This window comes from Chryseobacterium sp. 22532, from assembly GCF_052044665.1.
GTDB lineage: Bacteria > Bacteroidota > Bacteroidia > Flavobacteriales > Weeksellaceae > Chryseobacterium > Chryseobacterium lathyri.
The window spans coordinates 291,071-312,080 of record NZ_JBQENJ010000003.1 but is presented as its reverse complement, the minus strand read 5'-3'; the positions used below and the strand labels follow the sequence as shown (position 1 = coordinate 312,080).

Genomic DNA, 21,010 nt, shown 5'->3' with positions numbered 1-21,010 from the left:
AAACCATGAAATTTAAATTTAATCTGCTTTCTCTAATCATTATTTTAATAACATTTTCTAATTGTCAGAATGATAACCATAATTCAGATCTTCCGCACGATTCTTCTTTTTACATTGACTATAGAAGCTTGAAAGGATTACCAGATGGAATAGCTGTCATTGAGCTTGATCCTGAAGCCCCAAATTTTGGACATATTAGCAGCCAACTTGAATTAGGCATTGGGGTCCTGCCTCATCATCTTTATTATAATCAGAGTGCAAACAAATTATTTACCACTGCTTTAGGAGGGAGTTATCTCTACCAGATAAAAACGGAAAAAGACAAAAACGGACAGCCAAAATTAGTTAATGCAACACCTATTGATACAGGTGAGAATACGGTAGGAGAAAATTTGTTTTTTACCAATGATGGAAGATATTTTATGACTTTCATGGGAGGCGCAGGAGGGCCAAAAGATGGCAGTATAGGTGTTTTTAACGCAAATAACAACCAGCTTATCAAAACTATTAAAGCACCGATTCAAACCAATCCCAATCAATTTATTATGTATCCGCATGGTATTTCTGTTAATGAGGAAAAAGGAATAATGATGGTTACCTCAACCATTCACCCGGACCTTACTACTGGAATGGGAAACACCTGTACTTTATTAGATCTGAATACCTATGAATTAAAAGAGACCTATCTGGTAGCAGACTCACAAACGGATATGTCCAGTCCTGTCGAGGTTCTGTTGCTACGGGGGAAATTTCCACAATACGCCCTTGCAACAACAATGCTAGGTGGCGATATCTGGATTGCTCCATACAATGCTGCAACCAAAAAATATGATGCTTTTAGTAAAATATTTGACGGAAGCACACAAGGATTAGGCTGGGCACTCGAAATGTACATCGATGATAACAGCAAGCTTTATGTAAGTTTTGCAGATCCCGGAAAAGTTTTGGTCTTTGATATAAGTAATCTTCCTCAATTAAAGCTTTTAAAAACTCTTACCGCGGATAAAGGAGCACATCACATGGTTTTCTTTAAAACCAAAAAAGGAAAAGAAGTTGTAGCAGTACAAAATAACCTGTTGAACATTCCTAACTTAAATTCCGGCACCATCAGTGTCATTGAAATTGAGACAGGGAAAACATTAGGTACCGTCGATTTACGAACCAAATATGGAATACTACCTGAATCAATTGAAGGAACCAATGGTCCCAGCAGCTACATGCATCACTAAAACTTAAAATAATACGCCAGATCAGAAGCTACCCAAAATAGCAGAAATTGTTTTGGGTAGTTTTTATTATATAGTTTTCAGTTATTTTAAATATAATTTCATTCTTTCTTCATACTCAGGCTTTAATTTTAAGAGCTTCAGAATTTTCTTGTCATCCGTGTAGGTAGTCCGGTAGAATATGATCTTATCAGCAGAATATTTGAAGTAGGGATGATCTTTCAGCCATTCTTCAGGGGCTTCTGTTAGAGTATATTTAGGAACATTTGAAATATCTAGCGGAGCAATAGAAATTAATTTTTGAACCAAATTTTTATCAATATTATAGGTGTCTAAAATTTGTTGCTTATTGACAAAACCTCTCAGTTTTTTTCTAAAGCCGATCATCGACCCGGCACTTTTTTCATCCAAACCAAATTCCAGCAACTGCTTGAATGTGATCCTATTTAAATCAATTTTTGAAAAATCAGTTTCCTGTTTTTGAAGGGTTGTATTTGTATTGAGTTTAATATAAGGACTTAGTTCCTGGAACTTTTCCGGAGAAATAACAAAACATTTCTTTATATCTTCAAGTGATTTGAAGGTTCCTCTAAGATTTCTTTCCCGGTAATTGATAATTGTATTCGCCTGTTTTTCAGAGAATCCTAAACCTTTCCACCCATCCAGATCTAAAGTATTAGGATCAAATGAATGATACTGAATAGTAGATTTTATGGCGTACTGATTACCGGACTTTCTAAAATTGTCTGGGGTTTTTACCGGAAGCAGTATATAGGGCTCAAGTTTGCTGTAATTTTCTGAAGAGATGATAAAACATTCTTTGAATTTTTCCTTGCTTACGAAACTTCCGCCCAAGTAATTCCTGTATTTTAAGATAGCTTCAGCCTGTTTTTCACTGAAACCCATTTTCATCCATTCCGAAGCAGAAAGACCATCCGGATTGAATTTTTTAGAAACGGAAATTTCTTTTTTGTCATTAGCTTTAAACTTTTCAAAGTGGCCTTTGCCATTTTCAGGAAGCAGAATGAAGGAATTCAGCTCCGTGAATTTTTCTTCAGAAATTGCATAGCATTTTTTGAGCTGGTCTTTTGATGTAAATTCTCCTCCTACAATTTTTTTGTAGTTAAGGATCGTAGAAACCTGCTTTTCAGAAAATCCTAAATGCATCCATTGTTTTGCATCCAGATCATTGGGATCAAAATCAGTAAGGTTGAGAGCGGCAGAACTTTCCGTAATAAATTTTACCTCAGGAAAATCTTCTTTTTCCCGGCTGGTATATTTCTGAAAAGCCAGCAGGACGATCAGCAGCATTCCCATGAATGCCAGTTTCTGGTAATAGTTTTTTCTCATCATAAAGTAAACTTATCAATAAAAACAAGCCGAAGCAATGATGAAAAGCAGAAACGATCGTTTTATCAAGTAAATTCAATACAATCACTTAATAAAATAAATTGAATTATATTGTACGTTAAAATATTTTAAGGCTACTTAAAATCAATAGGTTACATTGTCGTGGAAAAAATGACAACGAAATCACAAAACCGGAACAGAATCTGCTCCAAAATAGAAATTCTAAAAAAAAATTAAAATTATTCGGAATCTCTGTCCGCCAGAGAAGCCTTCAGTTTCTGAAGCTCAGCTTTTATAAATTCAAGACGGTCAATGATGGTTACTGTTTCAGAAATTTTACTGTTGGTCGTCAAAGCAATCCTTGCTCCATCCAGTGTATAGCCTTTTTCCTTTACCAGATGGTAAATCATCTGCAGGTTCTTGATGTCTTCAGGAGTAAAGTAGCGGTTGCCTTTCTTGTTCTTTTTAGGCTTAATAATAGGGAATTCCTGCTCCCAATAACGTATTAATGAAGTATTTACATCAAAAGCTTTTGCCACTTCTCCAATGGAATAATACAGTTTGTCAGGTAAATTTATTTTCATTTTACGAATCCTAAAAGCCAAAGATAAAAATTTTTTAACCTCGTATGCAAATTATACAGGTTCTATTCCTGTCTTCCGGATCATATTAAAAATTTTCGCATAAATAATTGATGAAAGCCTGCCTGTTTATGAAGCTTGTATTTTTTCTCTTTTTGCAGTACTTTTATACAATAACTACGCTCCGCATATTATCAGTAATGAATTCTATCTCCGTTCTCCATATTGACCTTTTCCAATCCGGCAGAAATACGTCCGATTTTTACGTTAATACCATGAAAGAACACCTGGTAGTAGGGCATCGGCATATTGAAAAACCGCACCGGCATGATTTCTATGCTGCTGTTCTTTTTACCCGGGGACAAGGAGTTCATGAGATCGATTTTCAAAAATACGATGTCTCTGAGGGAAGCCTTTTTTTTCTTTCTCCCGGGCAGATCCACAGCTGGGAGCTTTCAGAAGATATTGACGGGTATATTTTCTTTTGTTCTCAGGAATTTTACGAAATGCATTATGTGAATCAGAAATTAAGAAACTTTCCGTTTTTCGGTTCCGTATCTTTTCCCAGGAAGCTGCAGCTGGATGCTGATGAGCTGATAAAAAACAAGATTCTATTTCAGGAGCTGGGAAGAGAGCACCAGTCCCAGAATCTTATGAAAGAAGGGTTGATCCTTTCATTAATGTCTCATATTTTCATTAATTCAGCCAGGCTGTTTTCAAAAGAAATTGACAGCCTTTCTTCTTCCGCGAGCCTTTCTTATTTTAAACATTATCAGGATTTTGAAAACCTGATCGAGCAGTATTTTACAACTCAGAAATCTATATCTCATTATGCTTCGTTATTGGGAATTAGCCCAAAGCACCTGAACCGGATTGCACAGACCGTTGTTCAGAAAACAGCAACCGATGTTATCACTGCAAGAGTAGTGCTGGAAGCTAAAAGGATGCTGATGTACCTTGATGAAAGTCTTGTGGAAATTGCTTTCAGGCTTGGTTATGAAGAATATTCCTACTTTGTAAGAGTATTCCGGAAAAGTTCCGGAATGACTCCTACTCAGTTTATGAGAAAATACAAGGTTTAAAAATTTTAAATTTAAAAAAAGGGAGATGGAAGGCCGAAGCTGGAAGTTAATAAATGCCTTTATATTAGCTTCACATGCTCTCCAGTGTGAAATCTTATGTCTGAAATCTAATCTTTATTCTTGTCTCTTGGTTTCTCTCCTTTACAACAAAAGTTTAAACGGTCCTTCAAACGTCGTCTCAAAAGAATCCAGCATTTCTCCTTTTTCATCAAAAACACCGATCACCATATTCTGTTTGGAAAACTTAATATCTTCTTCGGGAAAGGTAATATTGATATTTCCTTTCAGGATTTCGTCACCTTTCAGAATGATCTTTTCAGAACCGAAATAAGTGATCTCTGCATGAGCAGGAGTCATTACTTTAATCGTAAGAGTCTTCTTCTCATTGGATTTATTTAAAAGGGTATAAATAAAAGTATTCGTGATCTTGCCGTCTTTAATAAAGAATGTGGAACCAGCCGGCTTGATGAATTTAGCCTCCATAGATCCTCGGTCATAAATTAAGAATCCCAGAAATCCGATCAACAGGGCCAGAAATATCGTGGTTGCCTTCATTCTTGATGTAAACCTGAATGTTTCCCGGTTTTCAATTTCTGCTTCCGTAGCATAGCGGATTAATCCTTTTGGAAGTCCTACCTTATCCATTACCTCATCACAGGCATCGATGCAGGCTGTACAGTTTACACATTCCAGCTGCTGGCCGTTTCTGATGTCAATACCTGTAGGACATACCACAACACACTGATGGCAGTCGATGCAGTCTCCTTTTCCTGTGGCTTTACGGTCTTCATTGTTTCTCCATTTTGAGCGGTTTTCACCTCTTTTGAAATCATAGTACACATTAATGGTCTGTTTGTCGATTAATACGCCCTGAAGCCTTCCGTATGGGCATACCAAAGTACAAACCTGCTCACGGAGCCAGGCGAAAACAAAGTAAAATGTCATCGTGAAAAATATCATCACAAGGAATTTTACGGAATGAGCCTCAGGCCCTTCCTTCATGATCCGGAATACTTGTTCGTATCCTACAATGTACATGAACATGAAATGAGCAATGATCAGTGAGATCAGTGCAAAAACAGACCATTTAAGTACTCTTTTTCTGATCTTTTCAGCATTCCATTCCTGTCTGTCCAGCTTCATCTGCTTATTTCTGTCACCTTCTATCAGGTATTCAATCTTTCGGAATACCATTTCCATGAAAAGTGTCTGCGGGCATAGCCATCCACAGAATATTCGTCCGAAAACGACCGTAAAAAGCATTACGAAGATCACGGAGGTTACCGCTCCCAATGCAAGAATAAAGAAATCCTGCAGATAAAAAGGTTGTCCAAGGATAAAAAACCTCCTGTCGATCACATTGATCAGGAGAAAAGGATTGCCGTTGATTTTTACAAATGGCAGTCCGAAAAATATAGCCAGCATGAGATAACTTGCATAATTTCTGTAATTGGTATACTTTCCTTTTGGTTTCCGGGGAAATACCCATTTTCTTTTCCCCGTTTCATCCATGGTTCCTACCGAATTTCTAAACGTCTCATTTTCAAATTCTACAAATTTGTCGCTGCTTGATTCTGCACTCATTGCGGTACTTTTGTTAAGTTAAAAAGTATTAAGGTGATATTTTGAGGCTGGATCAAACTGTTTTTCAGTCAGTTTTTAAGAGGATAAAAATAGTGTTGATCTTACCGTAGCAAAGGTCCGGATAAAACTATTTTTTAACTAATACCATCTGCTTCAAAAATAGGACAATTGAGACATTTTTATTTCAAATTTTATTATATCAAAATGAGTAAATGTATTGGGATGTTATGACTGATATTGTAACTTGCAGTCTTTAAATAAATGAAGAATGAAAAAGATAGGTTACATAAGTGTAATTGGTTTGGTTTTCGCATTGGTAAACTGTCAATCAGTAAATTATAACAAAATGTTTTATGAAGGTGTGCAGCCGGAGAAGATTTCGGATCAGTTCAGTTTTACAGAAGGACCGTCTTCGGATCAACATGGGAATGTTTATTTCACTGACCAGCCCAACGACAAAATCTATTACTGGGACTGGAAAACAAATAAGATCATAGAGTTTTTAGGAAAAACAGGGAGAGCAAACGGCACTCACTTCGATAAAGACGGAAACCTCATCACCTGTTCCGATGATCAGGGCGAAATCTGGAAAATTTCAAAAGATAAAAAAGTAGAGGTGCTCTTGAAAGGTTTTCAGGGGAGAAGGCTGAATGGACCTAATGATATCTGGAATGATTCAGCCGGAGGAATGTATTTTACAGATCCTTTATATGAAAGAGATTACTGGGTAGATTTTAAACAGGAAATTCCTCATAAGAGCCTTTATTACAGATCCAAAGAAGGAAAAATAGTTAAGCTTGATACTTTTGTGCAGCCCAACGGAATTGTAGGAAGTGAAATGTTTAATAAGCTTTATGTTTCAGATATTGATGCGGGGAAAACCTACGTTTATGATATTCTGGGCGAAGGAAAACTATCTGAAAAAAAGCTCTTTTGTGAAATGGGCTCAGACGGTATGACGCTGGATAAACACGGAAACCTTTATTTAACAGGAAAAGGGGTCCATATTTTCAGTCGTCACGGGAAAAAGCTTTATCATATTCCTATCGAGGAAGACTGGACGTCTAATGTAACTTTTGGAGGAGAGAACAATGATGTCCTCTTCATTACGGCCTCAAAATCTGTCTACAAGCTTCCAACTAAAGTAAAGGGAGTGAAATAATGTCATTGCGAGAAGCGTAGCGACGAAGCAATCTCTAATCATATGTATTAAATCTGTGTGATTAATAGGAGCTTTTAAAGAAAGATTCAGTACAATAATAATTCTTAAATTTTTGTAATCTTTTTTGAGATTGCTTCACATTCGGTTCGAAATGACAGTCTAAAAAAATAAGAGAAGCCCACAACGGGCTTCTCTTAATATTCTTAAAAGCTTAATACTGACTTAATGGTTCAAATTAATAAGCAACCTCCATTTTCACTTTCTTGCCCTTCAGCTTTTCGTTACTTAATTTCTTTAAAACAGCAACTGTTTTATTTCTTGCAACTGCTACATAAGAAGTTGTGTCTTTCACTTCAATAATGCCGATATCTTCTTTCTGCAGTTCACCTTTTTTAATAAGGTATCCTACAATATCCACTTTATTCACTTTATCTTTTTTTCCGGCACTGATATAAATGGTCTGGAAAGGAGTTTTTTCCGGAACTTTATTAAAACCGGCTACACTCTCTTCCGGTGTATTGCTTTTAATGAATGGAAAATTTTCATCTTCGGTCATGATCAGGTAAGCAAAACCTTTGGCATTCATTCTTGCCGTACGGCCGTTTCTGTGGATGAAAGCATCTTCTTTCGGAGGAAGCTGGTAATGAACAATAGATTCCACTTCAGGAACATCAAGACCACGGGAAGCCAGGTCTGTAGTGATTAAAATTCTTGCAGAATCATTCCTGAATTTCAAAAGGGCACGTTCTCTTTCATCCTGCTCCATACCGCCATGGAACGTTTCTCTGTCAATTCCTTTTTCCCTTAAAAGTTCAGAAATACGGTCTACAGCTTCACGGTGATTGCAGAAAATCAGTGTTCTTTTGTTTCCGATCTTGCATATTAAATTAAAAAGGGTATCTAGTTTTTCTTCAGAAATAGTCATTACTTTTCGCAACTGGATATCCGGTTTTACTTCGCTTAATTTTAGAAAATCAATGACCTTTTCATTTTTTAACCCTGTAAACGTTGGAATTTCATCCATTGCCGTTGCTGAGGTTAGAATTCTTTGTGAAAGGCCCTTAAGTGAACTGGAAATATATTCCATATCTTCATGAAAGCCTAATTCCAAAGCTTTATCAAACTCATCCAGAACCAAAGTTTTGATCGTTTTGGGATCAAAATTATTGTTCCTTAAGTGATAAGTAATCCTTCCCGGAGTTCCGATGAGAACTGCGGGAGCTTCAATTAAATTATTGACTTCAATTTTTTTATCGTGGCCACCATAACAAACCGAAACCTTAAAATCTGTTCCCATCGATTTGAAAACCTGCTCAATCTGCAATGCCAGTTCTCTTGCCGGAACTAAAATCAATGCCTGAATTCCTGAAATATCTTTTTTAAGATTTCTAAGGACCGGAAATAAAAAAGCAAGTGTTTTTCCTGAGCCTGTGGGAGAGAGCAAAACAACATCCGTATTGTTTTCCGTAGTTTTATAGGTAGATTTCTGCATCTGATTCATATCCTGAATCTGCAGCTTTTGATAAATTGAGTCTAATTCCATTTTGCAAAGATAATGAATTTAGAGGGCAAGTTTTGAGTTGGGAAGTTTGAGGATTTTAGAGTGGAAGTCTCTTAGTTTCGGGATACGGGAATAATTTTTTAATCTAAGTCTATATCTAACCTAAGCCTCTACAATTGATATCTAGCATCTTGGCTCTTGATTCTTGATTCTTGACTCTACCTAGGCAACCTGCCCAGCATCTCTTTCCCCCTTAATAAAGTCACAGGATAAGCTTCATCAGAATTAGCTATGGCTTTCTCATAAAACTCTTTTGCCATACTTTTATTTCCTTGAGTAAAATTAATAAAACCTGACATTTCGTACATGAAATTACGGAGTTTGAGATCTTTTTCTTCTTTGTCTGACAGATATTTTAAAAGTTTTCCTGCAGAAGTGAGCCTGGTGTCTTTATATGGTTTGATATCATATCCATTAGGTTTGCTGAACCAGTAATCCCACATGGCGCCATTATTGTGCTCGTTCCAGGAATATTTAATCAGCTGTAGGGCCACTTCCAGTAGAGCAGGATCCAGGTTTTTATTTTTCGGATCTGCTTTCTCGCTTTCTGCAATATACTGGTCGATAGTGATTTCTATACCTTTATCCTGCATTTCCTGGAAAATAGATTCTTTGAGATATAAAGGATGATTCTTAGAAAAGTTTTCGTAGGCGAATGAAATAGGAAAATGATCGGCAAGATTTTCTATGTGGTAACCTTTTTTCAGTTCAGATTTTAAATCAATTTTATAGACAGTATTGTAATCATGAAAAAGATAGACATAGATAAGTCCTTTTTTAAGATCGCAGATGGTAGAATACAAAGTGTTCAATTCTCCTTCCTGATGGGTTTTATCCAAAATATTCTTCAGGAAATCAATATTGTTTTCCTTAGAGCCGGAAAGCATTTCGTTGGCAATGTCAGGTCTTCTGCATGACAGCTTTCCATTAATCATATTACAGTTTGAATTCACCTGAAAATCACCATTCTTTTCTATGATGCCTCCGGGGGTGATCACGATAGAATTTCCTTCTTTATCGGCTAATAAAGTTTTAGCGGATATTGCATAATCATATTTCTTCAGAATGACCATGGCCTCTTTTACCGTTTTACATTTCCCTAATATTTCCCACATCAGATCGCCTTTATAAGGATTTTTCAGGCTTAATTTACTCAGATCATAGTTAGCAGCTGCAAAATCATAGAACAGGCCATATTCGTTCATCGCTGCAGCTGCCTGCATATCCGGGGCTCCAAAGCTGACGGACCCATAGCGGTCCTTGGTAGCAGGATTATACCAGATCCTAGTAAAAGGAGTGACATCATCTTCATTAGCGGCTGCAAATGTTTCTCCTCCTCTTGAGCAGGAAAAAATAGTACATGCTTTTACCGTATTAATACTATATAAAAGTAAGCTGAAAACCAGAAGAAATATTTTTTGCATGACTTTTTTCTTTGTTAATGACTTAGATGTATATAGGGTTCCCTATTAAAACACTTCAGGAAATGAATGTGTTACATTAAGCATATGATTCTACTTGATTTCTAATAAGAAAGGGAGCAAAATCCGTTGTTAGTATAAAATAAATTTCATATCTTTGCACCCACTTTTTGTGTGAAAGGTTTGAAAGGTAAATTATTAAAAATTAATTACTTCCGTATTTTTTAGATCCACATTTATTCAGACCATTAAAAAAGAAGGAATACAAATTTTATTAGAAAATGTCAAAAGAGACAAATTCAGCAGAGGTTTTATTAAACCAAAACGTAGCACCGGAACAATTTGATTGGGATTCTTTCGAATCAGGTCTTGATGCAGACGCAAGAAAAGAAAAGAGCGATTTAGAAGAAATCTACAACGGATCTCTTAGCAGTTTAAATGATAACGACGTTATCACTGGTAAAGTTGTAAGATTAACTGATAAAGAAGCTATCGTTGACATCGACTTCAAATCTGAAGGTGTTATTTCTCTTAATGAATTCCGTTACAACCCAGGCCTTAAAGTAGGTGATGATGTTGAAGTAATGGTAGACAGAAGAGAAGACAAAACTGGACAATTACAGTTATCTCACAGAAAAGCAAGAACGCTTAAAGCTTGGGATAGAGTAAACGAACTTCATGAAACTGGAGAAATCGTTAACGGTTTTGTTAAGTCTAGAACTAAAGGAGGTATGATCGTTGACGTACACGGAATCGAAGCATTCTTACCAGGTTCTCAGATTGATGTTAAGCCAATTAAAGATTACGATCAGTTCGTAGGTAAAACTATGGAATTCAAAGTTGTGAAAATCAACCCTGAGTTCAAAAACGTAGTTGTATCTCACAAAGCATTGATCGAAGCAGATATCGAAGGTCAGAAAAAAGAAATCATCGCTCAGCTTGAAAAAGGTCAGGTTCTTGAAGGTACTGTTAAGAATATTACTTCTTACGGTGTATTCATCGACTTAGGAGGTGTTGATGGATTGATCCACATTACAGACCTTTCTTGGTCTAGAGTGAACCACCCATCTGAAATCCTTGAGGACGGACAGACTGTAAAAGTTGTTATCCTTGATTTCGATGACGAGAAAACAAGAATCCAGTTAGGTATGAAGCAATTAGAAGCTCATCCTTGGGATGCTCTTTCTGCTGACATGAAAGTTGGTGACAGAGTAAAAGGAAAAGTAGTAGTTCTTGCTGACTATGGTGCATTCGTAGAGATCGCTCCAGGGGTAGAAGGATTAATCCACGTTTCTGAAATGTCTTGGTCTACTCACTTAAGATCTGCAGGAGACTTCGTGAAGGTAGGTGATGAAGTAGAAGCTGAAGTATTAACATTAGACAGAGAAGAAAGAAAAATTTCTCTTGGTATCAAGCAGTTATCTAAAGATCCATGGGAAAATATCGAAGCTAAGTATCCGGTAGGATCTCAGCATGTAGGAACTGTAAGAAACTTCACTAACTTTGGTGTATTCGTAGAGTTAGAAGAAGGTATCGACGGATTGATCTACATCTCTGATCTTTCTTGGACTAAGAAAATCAAGCACCCATCTGAATTCTGTGCAGTTGGTGATAAATTAGATGTAGTAGTTCTAGAACTTGATATCCAAGCTAGAAGATTATCTCTAGGTCACAAACAACTTCAAGAAAACCCTTGGGATAAATTCGAAACTAAATATGCTGAAGGTACTATCCACGCTGGTAAAGCTGTAGAAGTTCACGATAAAGGAGCTTCTGTACAGTTTGAAGACGTAGAAGTAGAAGCTTTCTGCCCATCAAGATTATTAGAGAAAGAAGATGGATCTAAAATCAAGAAAGGTGAAGATGCTCAGTTCAAAGTAATCGAATTCAACAAAGAGTTCAAAAGAGTAGTAGTATCTCATACTGGTATCTTTAGAGACGAAGAGAAGAAAAACGTAAGAGAGTCTTCTAACAATAGATCTAATAATACATCTTCTTCAAACAATGAAGAAAGATCAACTCTTGGAGATATCGATGCATTAGCAGAATTGAAAAGAAAAATGGAAGAAGGTAAATAATCTTTAACTCCATTGATCATATGAAGCCGCTCATTTGAGCGGCTTTTTTTGTTATAATTTCAGTTCGGATTGATTCCTGTAATCAAGACAGGAAAAGTAACCTGTTAATATTTTTTCTACAGAGAGTTTTAATAAGAAGGGTTGGTATAGCTTAATTATGAGAATGATAAAATTTTGATGAAAATGTTTATTTAAAATTAATAATATATTTTTTAAAAATATTTTATATAAAAACATGTTAATTGTGAATTATTTGTAAATTAGCGGCTTTATTAGTAAAAATGAAAAAAATAATTCTACCTCTTTTGTTTGCTGCATTCGCAGTGTTTCCTTCTGCTTTATTTTCACAAGATAACGAGAAGCTGATTAAAGATTATATTTCTCAAAATAAGATCAGAGAATATAAAAAGGACGGCCTTACCAATTTCATCATTGATAATGTTGATCATTCAAAATCAATGAATGGAGAAGTTGTAAAGTTTTTACAAACTTATAACGGCCTTCCGGTATACAGTTCTGTAGGAACAGCCCTGGTCCAGGATAATAAGATTGTCTATTATACAGATAATTTTGTTAAGGATTATGCCGCGTCTACATCAGGCAATGCTACAATCAATAAACATACAGCACTTCAGAAAATCGCTGAGGAATTGAAAAATCCTGATATTGCTAATTTTACCATCCTGGAATATATTGAGAAAAATAACAAACGGGCAACATCAGCAAATCAAAGATTAGTTTATACAAATGATGAAAATGGTAACCTGCGTCTGGCATATGAATATACGTTGACAGAGCCTAAATCTCCCAACTATTGGAACATCTTGGTAGATGCAAATAATGGGAAGATTTTGGTGAAAAATAATTTAACATTATCTTGCAATTTCCATCCTGAAGCATTTGCTTCAGATGCTAATCATAACCATGCTGATCATTTTGAGAATACAATTATTGGCCCTCAGAATAGTATGACAAAAAACAATGCACCTTTATTTGCTCCTGATAATGCATCATATAATGTATTTCCTATGCCGATAGAAGCACCTACTTTTGGAACAAGATCAATCATCAGCAATCCTTGGATACTGAATGCTTCTCCTGAAGGATGGCATTCTGACGGAATTACGCACTATACGGTTACAAGAGGAAATAATGTTTTTGCATATGAAGATGTTGCAGGAACTGCTTTAACGATAGCCCCGGAGTATCTGCCAGGTACTCCGGCAGAAGGCGGGGCAACAAGAAATTTTGATTTCCCTTTCAATATTAATGAACTGCCTGCAAACAACAGGAATGCTTCCATTACCAATCTGTTTTATCTGAATAATAGAATTCATGATGTTTTTTATCAGTTTGGATTCACAGAATCTGCCAGAAACTTCCAGCAGAATAACTTTGGAAAAGGTGGGGTAGATGATGATTCTGTGTATGCAGAAGCTCAGGATGGAGGAGGCACAAACAATGCCAATTTTTCTTCACCCGAGGACGGTTATAATCCGAGAATGCAGATGTACCTTTGGTCACCTGTAGGAAGAGTATTTTTTTACAATGCACCGGGACCAGCGGTTTCCCGAACACCAGGTGCAGGAACTGCACAGTTTGGCAATCCTCTTACTTTTACCGGAACTACCGGAAATGTTAAGTTGTCACCGGTTTTAGATGGTTGTACAGCCTTACCGGCAGGATCACTTGCAGGAAATATAGGCTTGGTGGAAAGAGGAACATGTGCTTTTGCCATTAAAACAAAAAATCTTCAGGATGCGGGTGCCATTGCTGCTGTAATCTATAATAATCAGGCTAACGGTGCTACTTTGAGTAATATGTCAGGAACAGATGCAACGATTACTATTCCATCTGTACTTATTGCTTATTCAGAAGGAGAATACATCAAAACTCAGCTTTCCGCAAATACAACAGTAAATGTTACATTAAAATCAAACATGACACCGGATGGAAGCTTTGATAACGGAATTGTAACCCACGAATATGGTCATGGAATTTCCAACAGGATGACAGGTACGGGATATGGATGTTTAAATTCAAATGTAAGTAAAGAGCAAATGGGAGAAGGCTGGTCGGATTTCTTTGCATTGATGCTGACAAATAAGTCTGGTGATAATGCAGCTGTACCAAGAGGTATGGGTACTTATGTAGGCGGACAGGCAATTACCGGTTCTGGAATCAGACCAGCAAAGTATTCTCCTGATTTTACGATTAACGACTATACGTATGGAGATACAAATGGTATGCAGTATACTAACCAAAGTGGCAATGTCGTACCGGATGTACACTCTATTGGTTTTGTATGGGCAACGATGCTTTGGGATCTTCATTGGAAATATGTTGCAAAATATGGTTATTCTTCCGATGTACTGGCAAATACAACGAACGGAAGCTCAAGAGTTTTACAGCTTGTAACCAATGCATTGAAACTCCAGGCATGTAATCCTAGCTTCATAGAGGGCAGAGATGCAATATTGGCAGCAGAACAAGTGGCTACTCAGGGACAGGACAAATGTATGATCTGGCAGGTTTTTGCAAAAAGAGGTTTAGGAGCGGGAGCATCAGCAGGGCTTAAGGCCAACATCAATGATCAGGTAGAAAGCTTTACTCTACCGGCTGAATGTGCTGTGTTGAATACTGATGAGGTAAAATCGGCTAAGGAAAACAGAATTTCTATTTATCCAAACCCAGCTAAAGACGAGTTTTACATCAACTTCCCAAGCAATACCATTGGAAAAGTAAGCCTGGAAATCTATGATATGTCCGGAAAATTGATATCTTCAGAAGATAAGATTTCACCAGATGCTAAAAAAGCGGTTTCCACAAATAACCTGGTCAACGGAACCTATATGGTGAAAGTTAAAGGCCTTGGTTTCGAAGCAGCTTCTAAAGTAATTGTTAAGAAATAATATTTACATCCATTAACTATAAGGATCGCCGCAAGCTCTGCTTGCGGCGATTTTATTTATCTATCATATTGATGCCTCCGATATTTCAATTATTATATTGTAACTTTGCAGGCTGTTAAAAAAATTATGAAGAAGAAAAATATACTTAAGGGAGTTTTGTTCGTAGGAATTGGGGCTAGTATATACGGAATGCTGGCTACATTTGTGAAAATGGCTTATCATGATGGCTATACCACGTCAGAAGTCACTACTTCCCAGTTCTTGCTGGGACTGATTGGACTTTTAATCCTGAATTTTATACAAACTATTACATCAAAACAGAAGCTTTCATCACCGAATTCCAAAGAACTGAAGATGCTGATGATTGCAGGAACATCTTTGGGGTGTACAAGTTTATTCTATTATATTGCAGTTCAGTATATTAATGTTTCCATAGCGATTGTATTGCTCATGCAGTCGGTTTGGTTCAGTGTTGTTGTGGAAAGTATAATAGCAAAGAAATTACCCAATGCCAGAAAAGTAGTTTCTGTGATTATTGTTCTGGTCGGTACTATATTGGCTACAAATCTGATTAATATGGATATTGAGCTCGATTGGCATGGAATCTTCTGGGGATTAATGGCAGCAGCTTCCTATACAATGACTATGTTTACATCCAATACGCTGGCTACACATCTTCCTGTATTCAGAAAAAGTATTATTATGCTTTGTGGAGGGGCGGTAGTAGTCATTGCATTCCTGTTTTTTGCCCAGATAGGACCTATGTATTTCGGTGGGTTAAGATCATTATATCTCAATTTCACGGAAAATACAGAACATATTCACTCGTTCAATTATTCAATATTCTGGACGTATGGATTTGTACTCGCTTTATTTGGAACTATTATTCCGCCTATTTTATTCAACATTGGTTTCCCGAATGCCGGACTTGGCTTAGGAAGCATTGTTTCATCACTTGAGCTGCCGGTTTCAGTGACCATGGCTTTTGTTTTACTGGGTGAAAAAGTATTACTGATACAGTGGGTGGGGATTGTCCTTATCCTTTTTGCGATTGTACTGATGAATCTTCCTGCAAAAAAAGAACTGAAAGGAGTAGAAGTAGCTTAAAAAAATAATCATAAATAATATTAAAAACCGTTTCTTTTGAAGCGGTTTTTTTAATTTTAAAACTTCAAATAAAGTTTCTTATGAAATATTTCAGAAAGGTAATGGCATTTATCATGCTGTCTGCAGTGCCAACTTTCCTATTTTCGCAGATAAAACCCTTGGATGCGATGCTGTCGGAGTATCAATATCCTTACGAGGTTCATTTTATAGATCTAAAGTCCCAGAATAATAATCTTAAAATGGCTTACATGGACGTACAGCCACAGAAACCTAATGGGAAAACAATCATGCTTCTCCATGGAAAGAATTTTAACGGAGCTTATTGGGAAAAGACAGCAAAAGATCTTTCTGATAAAGGATTCAGGGTCATTATTCCGGACCAGATTGGATTCGGAAAATCATCTAAGCCTCAAAGCTACCAGTTTTCTTTTTCACAGCTGGCCGAAAATACCAAAGCTATATTAGATAAGCTGGGAATTGATAAAACCATAGTGCTGGGACATTCCATGGGAGGAATGGTTGCAGTAAGATTCACACTGCTTTATCCTGAAAAAGTTCAGAAGCTGATCCTGGAAAACCCTATAGGGCTGGAAGATTATAAAACTTTTGCTGCTTACCAAACCATAGATCAGGCCTATCAGTCCGAGCTTAAAAATACGGCTGAAACCTACAAAGCTTACCAGCTAAAATTTTATTATGATAATAAATGGAAAGATGAATATCAGCCATGGCTGGATCTTATTGCCGGCTGGACCCTTCATAAAGATTATCCGCAAGTCGCATGGGATGCTGCGCTGACTTCCGATATGATCTACAATCAGCCTGTCTGCTATGAGTTTAAAAATATCAAAACACCTACACTGCTTATTATCGGAACGAGAGACAGAACGGCAATAGGAAAGGACAGAGCTCCTAAAGATCTTCAGCCTAAAATGGGGCAGTACCAGGAATTAGGCAAAAAGACACAGCAGGAAATTTCCGGATCAAAATTAATTGAGCTCGAAAATGTAGGCCATCTTCCTCATATAGAAGTGTACCCAAAATTTATTAGTGCTTTGTATGAGTTTATTAAGTGAAGTTGAGGAAAAGGATAAGGCAGAAGCGATTAATATTGAGTTGTGCTTTATTGATTATTAGGTAACTTATAATTGACATAGGAAGCTGTAGCGTTAAAAAAATTACAACTTAATCCGTTAAAAAATTCCCGCTGTCTGAGTGCGGACGAAATATTGAACCGGAACAACAATGTTAAAACCCGCACGAGTTTGGGAATTTTAGGAGTAAGTTTTAATTTTTAGCGAAAGATTCCAGTCTTGAACTTTTGGTTCATTTTGTTTCAAGACAAAAGAACTAATTGAACAATAATTTTTTTATAATTAAAATTGTAAAAAGGCTTTTAAAGCTCCGCGATTATAGCAAAATAAAAAGAGACTACCTGAATTAGATAGTCTCTTTTTGTATGTATTGTTGTCTGAATTACTTTTTCTTGTAAGCAGCATCCTTGATTCTAGCTTTTTTACCTCTAAGGTCTCTGAAGTAATAAATTCTAGATCTTCTAACTCTACCTCTTCTGTCAACTTCAATTTTCTGAAGTGCAGGCATGTTGATAGGGAATACTCTCTCTACACCTACATCACCACTCATTTTTCTGATTGTGAATGTTTTTGTAGCGCCAGTACCTCTCAATTGGATAACGGTACCTTTGAAGAACTGAGTTCTTGTCTTTTGTCCTTCTTTAATTTCGTAATACACAGTAATTGTGTCTCCTGCTTTGAATTCAGGGAAATCTTTTTTAGTAATGTACTGGTCTTGTACGTACTTTAATAAATCCATTATTAATAAAATAAAATGTTAAAGCTAAGCAACTTACACGTTCTTCGTCAGAGGTTGAATAACAGGTCGCAAAGATACAAAATACTTTTTGATTCCACCAAATAATTAATGTACTAAAAACTATAATTTTTTCATTGCGGATTTGCCATAAAGTTAACGGTTCCTTTAAGTTCCCAACAGCTACAGTTTATATAGGAAGTCTACTTTTGCCCGAAATTAAAAGAATCAGATTAATGGTCTGATTTACAATTGAAATAAATCTATACCAAAATAAACTATCTATGAAACACTATTTCTTCTTTTTCTGTTTTGCCGTCCAGATGGCATTCGGACAGACGCTGTTTCCTTATCTCCAGAACCCGACGCCGAATTCGATGATCGTCAACTGGAAAACAGCCTCCAATAACGAAACAACCGTGATCTACGGAACATCTCCTGCCAGTCTGAATGTGACGGTTACCGGAACAACCAACATTTTTTCCGATACAGGATATAATAACAACTATTATTACCACACTGCAAAGATTGCCGGACTGCAGCCCAACACCAAATACTATTATAAAATAAAGACCGGGACCACCGAATCTGCAGTTTATAACTTCAGAACGCTTCCTCTTCCCGGACAAGCTGCCACTGCAGACGGTAAAATTCGTTTCCTGATTATGGGAGACAACCAGATTAAAGCGGAACCAAGATATGATAGCCTTACCCTTAACGCCTTCAAGAGATTAAAGCAGAAATTCGGAGCCAATTCCGATCCTTCTGATAATATTGCGCTTACCTTTATGGTAGGAGACCAGGTAGATGTGGGAACATTGGACCATTATGAGAATGTCCATTTTAAAAAGAACATCAAATTATCGCCGTATCTTCCTATTCAGACCACGGTAGGAAACCATGAGACGTACGGAACGCTTGGGATGAATTCTTATTACGCGCATTTTTATATTGATGAAATTAAATACAAAAATATTTCATCAGGAAACGAAAATTATTATGCCCAGCAAGCCGGAAACGTTCTGTTTATAAGTTTAAGTTCGGAACATACAGGTACCGCACAACAGACATGGCTTTCCCAGATCCTGAATGAAGCAAACGGTGATCCTACGGTGGACTGGATTATTTCTTTAAGTCACAGACCTTATCAGGCTGAACAGTATGTAGGAGATATTTCTACATGGGTAAGAAATAATGCAGTACCATTGTTGACTACTTCCAATAAATATTTAATGCACGTTGGAGCCCATCATCATTTATATCACAGAGGCCAATTGAAGGATACCCCGAATTACCAGATCATTTCCGGAGGAACGGCATGGGATCAGTATTGGGGAATGTCCAATGAGCAAGATTTTGACGATGTACAGAAAACACTGACCGACTGGACGTACCAGATCGTGGAAGTAGATGTACAGACCGGAAAAGTAGATATTGAATGTTACTCCATAGGAGGAGTTTATAACAGAAAATACAATGAGATTGTGGATACTTTCCACAGGTATAAAAATCAGCCGAAACCTTCAAAACCGTCCGTTACCAATACTTTTTCTGCACCGGTAACGCTGCCTTTGACTTTGGATGGAAGTGCTTTTGTGTCCTCTAACGGAGAATTACTGAATACCACACAGTTTCTAATCAGTAAGGCATCTAATTTTTCAGTGATTGAAAAAGAATTTTACCGTGATTATGAAAACTGGTTCGGAAAAGACGGAAACGGAACACCGGACAGAACAAAAAACTTAAATGCCGGGGTTGATATTACAAAAGCAACCATTCCTGCCAACTCTATTTCCAACGGAATGTATTATGTAAAAGTCCGTTACAGGGACAAAAACCTGGAATGGAGCGACTGGAGTGATGTGAAGCAGTTTGAGGTATCCGGAAGTGTGGTTTCCAATCCTACCTTTACATTAGACAAAACCGAATATACGCAAAGTGAACCTATCACGGCCACTTATACCGGAGGACCTGGAAACCAGCAGGACTGGGTGGGAATTTATAAAAAAGGACAAACTCCGGCAACAACTACTTCTCAGAGTTTCCTTTATACGAACGGACAGACGGCAGGAACCGCTGTTTTCCCTAATGGAATTGCCAATAAAGGTCAGTATTTTGCAGGCTTCTTTGCCAATGGAGGATATACTGAAATCACAGGCAGGAAAAGCTTTTACGTAGGACCGAAAGTACAGCTTCAGACAACTGCGGATACTTATCCTGTAGGAGGAACGGTGGTCATCAATTACAGCAACGGACCGAATCTGGTAAAAGACTGGATCGGGATTTATAAGATGGGACAGACACCGGGAACGAATCCGTCTATCAAATGGAGCTATGTGTCAACACCTTCAGGAACATTGAATTTTACAGGTCTTCCGAAAGGATATTATTACGCTCAGTATCTGCTTGAAGACGGGTATACAGGAATCGGAGATAAGGTATTCTTTAAAGTAGGGGATATTGTTACAGAGTTATGGATTAATAAACCGGTATATACATTAGGTGAAAATATTACCGCTTCTTGGACGGATTCTCCGGGAATTATCAAAGACTGGCTGGGAATTTATCCTCAGAGTGTTCAGACTCCGGATGATAATTTTGTTTCTTATACTTATTTCGATGGAGTTACCCAGGGAACAAAGACCATTCAGGGAACAGCGCTTCCTACAACACCCGGGAATTACTATATGGTGATGTTTACGAATGACTCTTATACAGAGGTTTCCAACAGAAAACAATTCCAGGTAACCTCCGGAACACTGGGAACCGATGAGGTAAAAAGCACGGAGAAAAATGTAGTGATATATCCGAACCCAACGAAACCGGGCGAACCTACATTCATCAAGAGTGACTATCCTATAGAGAAAATTGAGCTGTTATCTGCAGCAGGACAGCTGTTGTATGAATCCAAAAACATCAACAACCAACGTTTCTCTCTGGTGAATGAAAATCTTCCGAAAGGGGTATACTTCGTGAAAGTGCATACCAGAAAATTATTTACTTTAAAGCTGGTTATACAGTAATATTCTATCAATATATTGGGAAAAAGCAGGAAAATTATTTCCTGCTTTTTCTATTTAATACAAACAGGAACAGTAAAATACAAATAACAATGA

Annotated in this window: 14 protein-coding genes; 8 read left to right on the top strand and 6 right to left on the bottom strand. The window is 37.1% G+C overall.

Annotated elements, in window-relative coordinates:
- The first annotated feature begins 5 nt into the window (after positions 1 to 5).
- Positions 6 to 1,229, top strand: coding sequence for a hypothetical protein (locus ACTJIV_RS09300; RefSeq protein WP_336379994.1), 1,224 nt, complete (start codon positions 6 to 8; stop codon positions 1,227 to 1,229).
- Positions 1,230 to 1,310: 81 nt separating this feature from the next.
- Here the strand turns inward: ACTJIV_RS09300 and ACTJIV_RS09295 are convergent, their stop codons facing one another.
- Together ACTJIV_RS09295 and ACTJIV_RS09290 are read right to left on the bottom strand one after the other, a co-directional pair.
- The gene (locus ACTJIV_RS09295; RefSeq protein WP_336379993.1) at positions 1,311 to 2,579 is read right to left on the bottom strand and encodes a hypothetical protein; all 1,269 of its coding nucleotides are present in this window, start codon (positions 2,577 to 2,579) and stop codon (positions 1,311 to 1,313) included.
- A gap of 236 nt (positions 2,580 to 2,815) precedes the next feature.
- Positions 2,816 to 3,160: a MerR family transcriptional regulator gene (locus tag ACTJIV_RS09290; protein WP_034704939.1), complete on the bottom strand. Its 345-nt coding sequence runs from the start codon at positions 3,158 to 3,160 to the stop codon at positions 2,816 to 2,818.
- Positions 3,161 to 3,357: 197 nt separating this feature from the next.
- On the opposite strand from ACTJIV_RS09290, the gene ACTJIV_RS09285 reads away from it, so the two are divergent.
- Positions 3,358 to 4,239, top strand: a complete 882-nt coding sequence (locus tag ACTJIV_RS09285; protein WP_440627024.1) for an AraC family transcriptional regulator — start codon at positions 3,358 to 3,360, stop codon at positions 4,237 to 4,239.
- 141 nt (positions 4,240 to 4,380) lie between these two features.
- Here the strand turns inward: ACTJIV_RS09285 and ccoG are convergent, their stop codons facing one another.
- Entirely contained in the window at positions 4,381 to 5,823 is a 1,443-nt protein-coding gene (ccoG, locus tag ACTJIV_RS09280; RefSeq protein ID WP_440627022.1) for a cytochrome c oxidase accessory protein CcoG, read from the bottom strand.
- Between the two features lie 268 nt (positions 5,824 to 6,091).
- On the opposite strand from ccoG, the gene ACTJIV_RS09275 reads away from it, so the two are divergent.
- Positions 6,092 to 6,985: an SMP-30/gluconolactonase/LRE family protein gene (locus tag ACTJIV_RS09275; RefSeq protein WP_440627020.1), complete on the top strand. Its 894-nt coding sequence runs from the start codon at positions 6,092 to 6,094 to the stop codon at positions 6,983 to 6,985.
- A gap of 235 nt (positions 6,986 to 7,220) precedes the next feature.
- Here the strand turns inward: ACTJIV_RS09275 and ACTJIV_RS09270 are convergent, their stop codons facing one another.
- Positions 7,221 to 8,528: a DEAD/DEAH box helicase gene (locus ACTJIV_RS09270; protein WP_440627018.1), complete on the bottom strand. Its 1,308-nt coding sequence runs from the start codon at positions 8,526 to 8,528 to the stop codon at positions 7,221 to 7,223.
- Positions 8,529 to 8,704: 176 nt separating this feature from the next.
- A complete protein-coding gene (locus ACTJIV_RS09265) occupies positions 8,705 to 9,970 on the bottom strand; it encodes a hypothetical protein (RefSeq protein WP_440627016.1) in 1,266 nt (421 codons plus the stop codon).
- Between the two features lie 278 nt (positions 9,971 to 10,248).
- On the opposite strand from ACTJIV_RS09265, the gene rpsA reads away from it, so the two are divergent.
- The 4 genes from rpsA to ACTJIV_RS09245 all read left to right on the top strand — a co-directional run bounded on the left by rpsA (position 10,249) and on the right by ACTJIV_RS09245 (position 17,140).
- Complete coding sequence (gene rpsA, locus ACTJIV_RS09260; RefSeq protein ID WP_111960397.1) at positions 10,249 to 12,045, top strand: 30S ribosomal protein S1; 1,797 nt, start codon at positions 10,249 to 10,251, stop codon at positions 12,043 to 12,045.
- 281 nt (positions 12,046 to 12,326) lie between these two features.
- Positions 12,327 to 14,957 carry a T9SS-dependent M36 family metallopeptidase gene (locus tag ACTJIV_RS09255; protein ID WP_440627014.1) on the top strand — a complete coding sequence of 877 codons (2,631 nt, stop codon included), beginning with the start codon at positions 12,327 to 12,329 and terminating at the stop codon, positions 14,955 to 14,957.
- Positions 14,958 to 15,083: 126 nt separating this feature from the next.
- Positions 15,084 to 16,064 (top strand): EamA family transporter, encoded by a 981-nt coding sequence (locus ACTJIV_RS09250; RefSeq protein WP_111960401.1) that lies wholly within the window; start codon positions 15,084 to 15,086, stop codon positions 16,062 to 16,064.
- A gap of 80 nt (positions 16,065 to 16,144) precedes the next feature.
- Positions 16,145 to 17,140, top strand: a complete 996-nt coding sequence (locus ACTJIV_RS09245) for an alpha/beta fold hydrolase (protein WP_336379985.1) — start codon at positions 16,145 to 16,147, stop codon at positions 17,138 to 17,140.
- A gap of 400 nt (positions 17,141 to 17,540) precedes the next feature.
- Here the strand turns inward: ACTJIV_RS09245 and rplS are convergent, their stop codons facing one another.
- A complete protein-coding gene (gene rplS / locus ACTJIV_RS09240) occupies positions 17,541 to 17,897 on the bottom strand; it encodes a 50S ribosomal protein L19 (protein ID WP_034704964.1) in 357 nt (118 codons plus the stop codon).
- 281 nt (positions 17,898 to 18,178) lie between these two features.
- Between rplS and ACTJIV_RS09235 the strand changes: the two genes are divergently transcribed.
- Entirely contained in the window at positions 18,179 to 20,917 is a 2,739-nt protein-coding gene (locus ACTJIV_RS09235) for a fibronectin type III domain-containing protein (RefSeq protein ID WP_440627011.1), read from the top strand.
- Positions 20,918 to 21,010 lie beyond the last annotated feature (93 nt).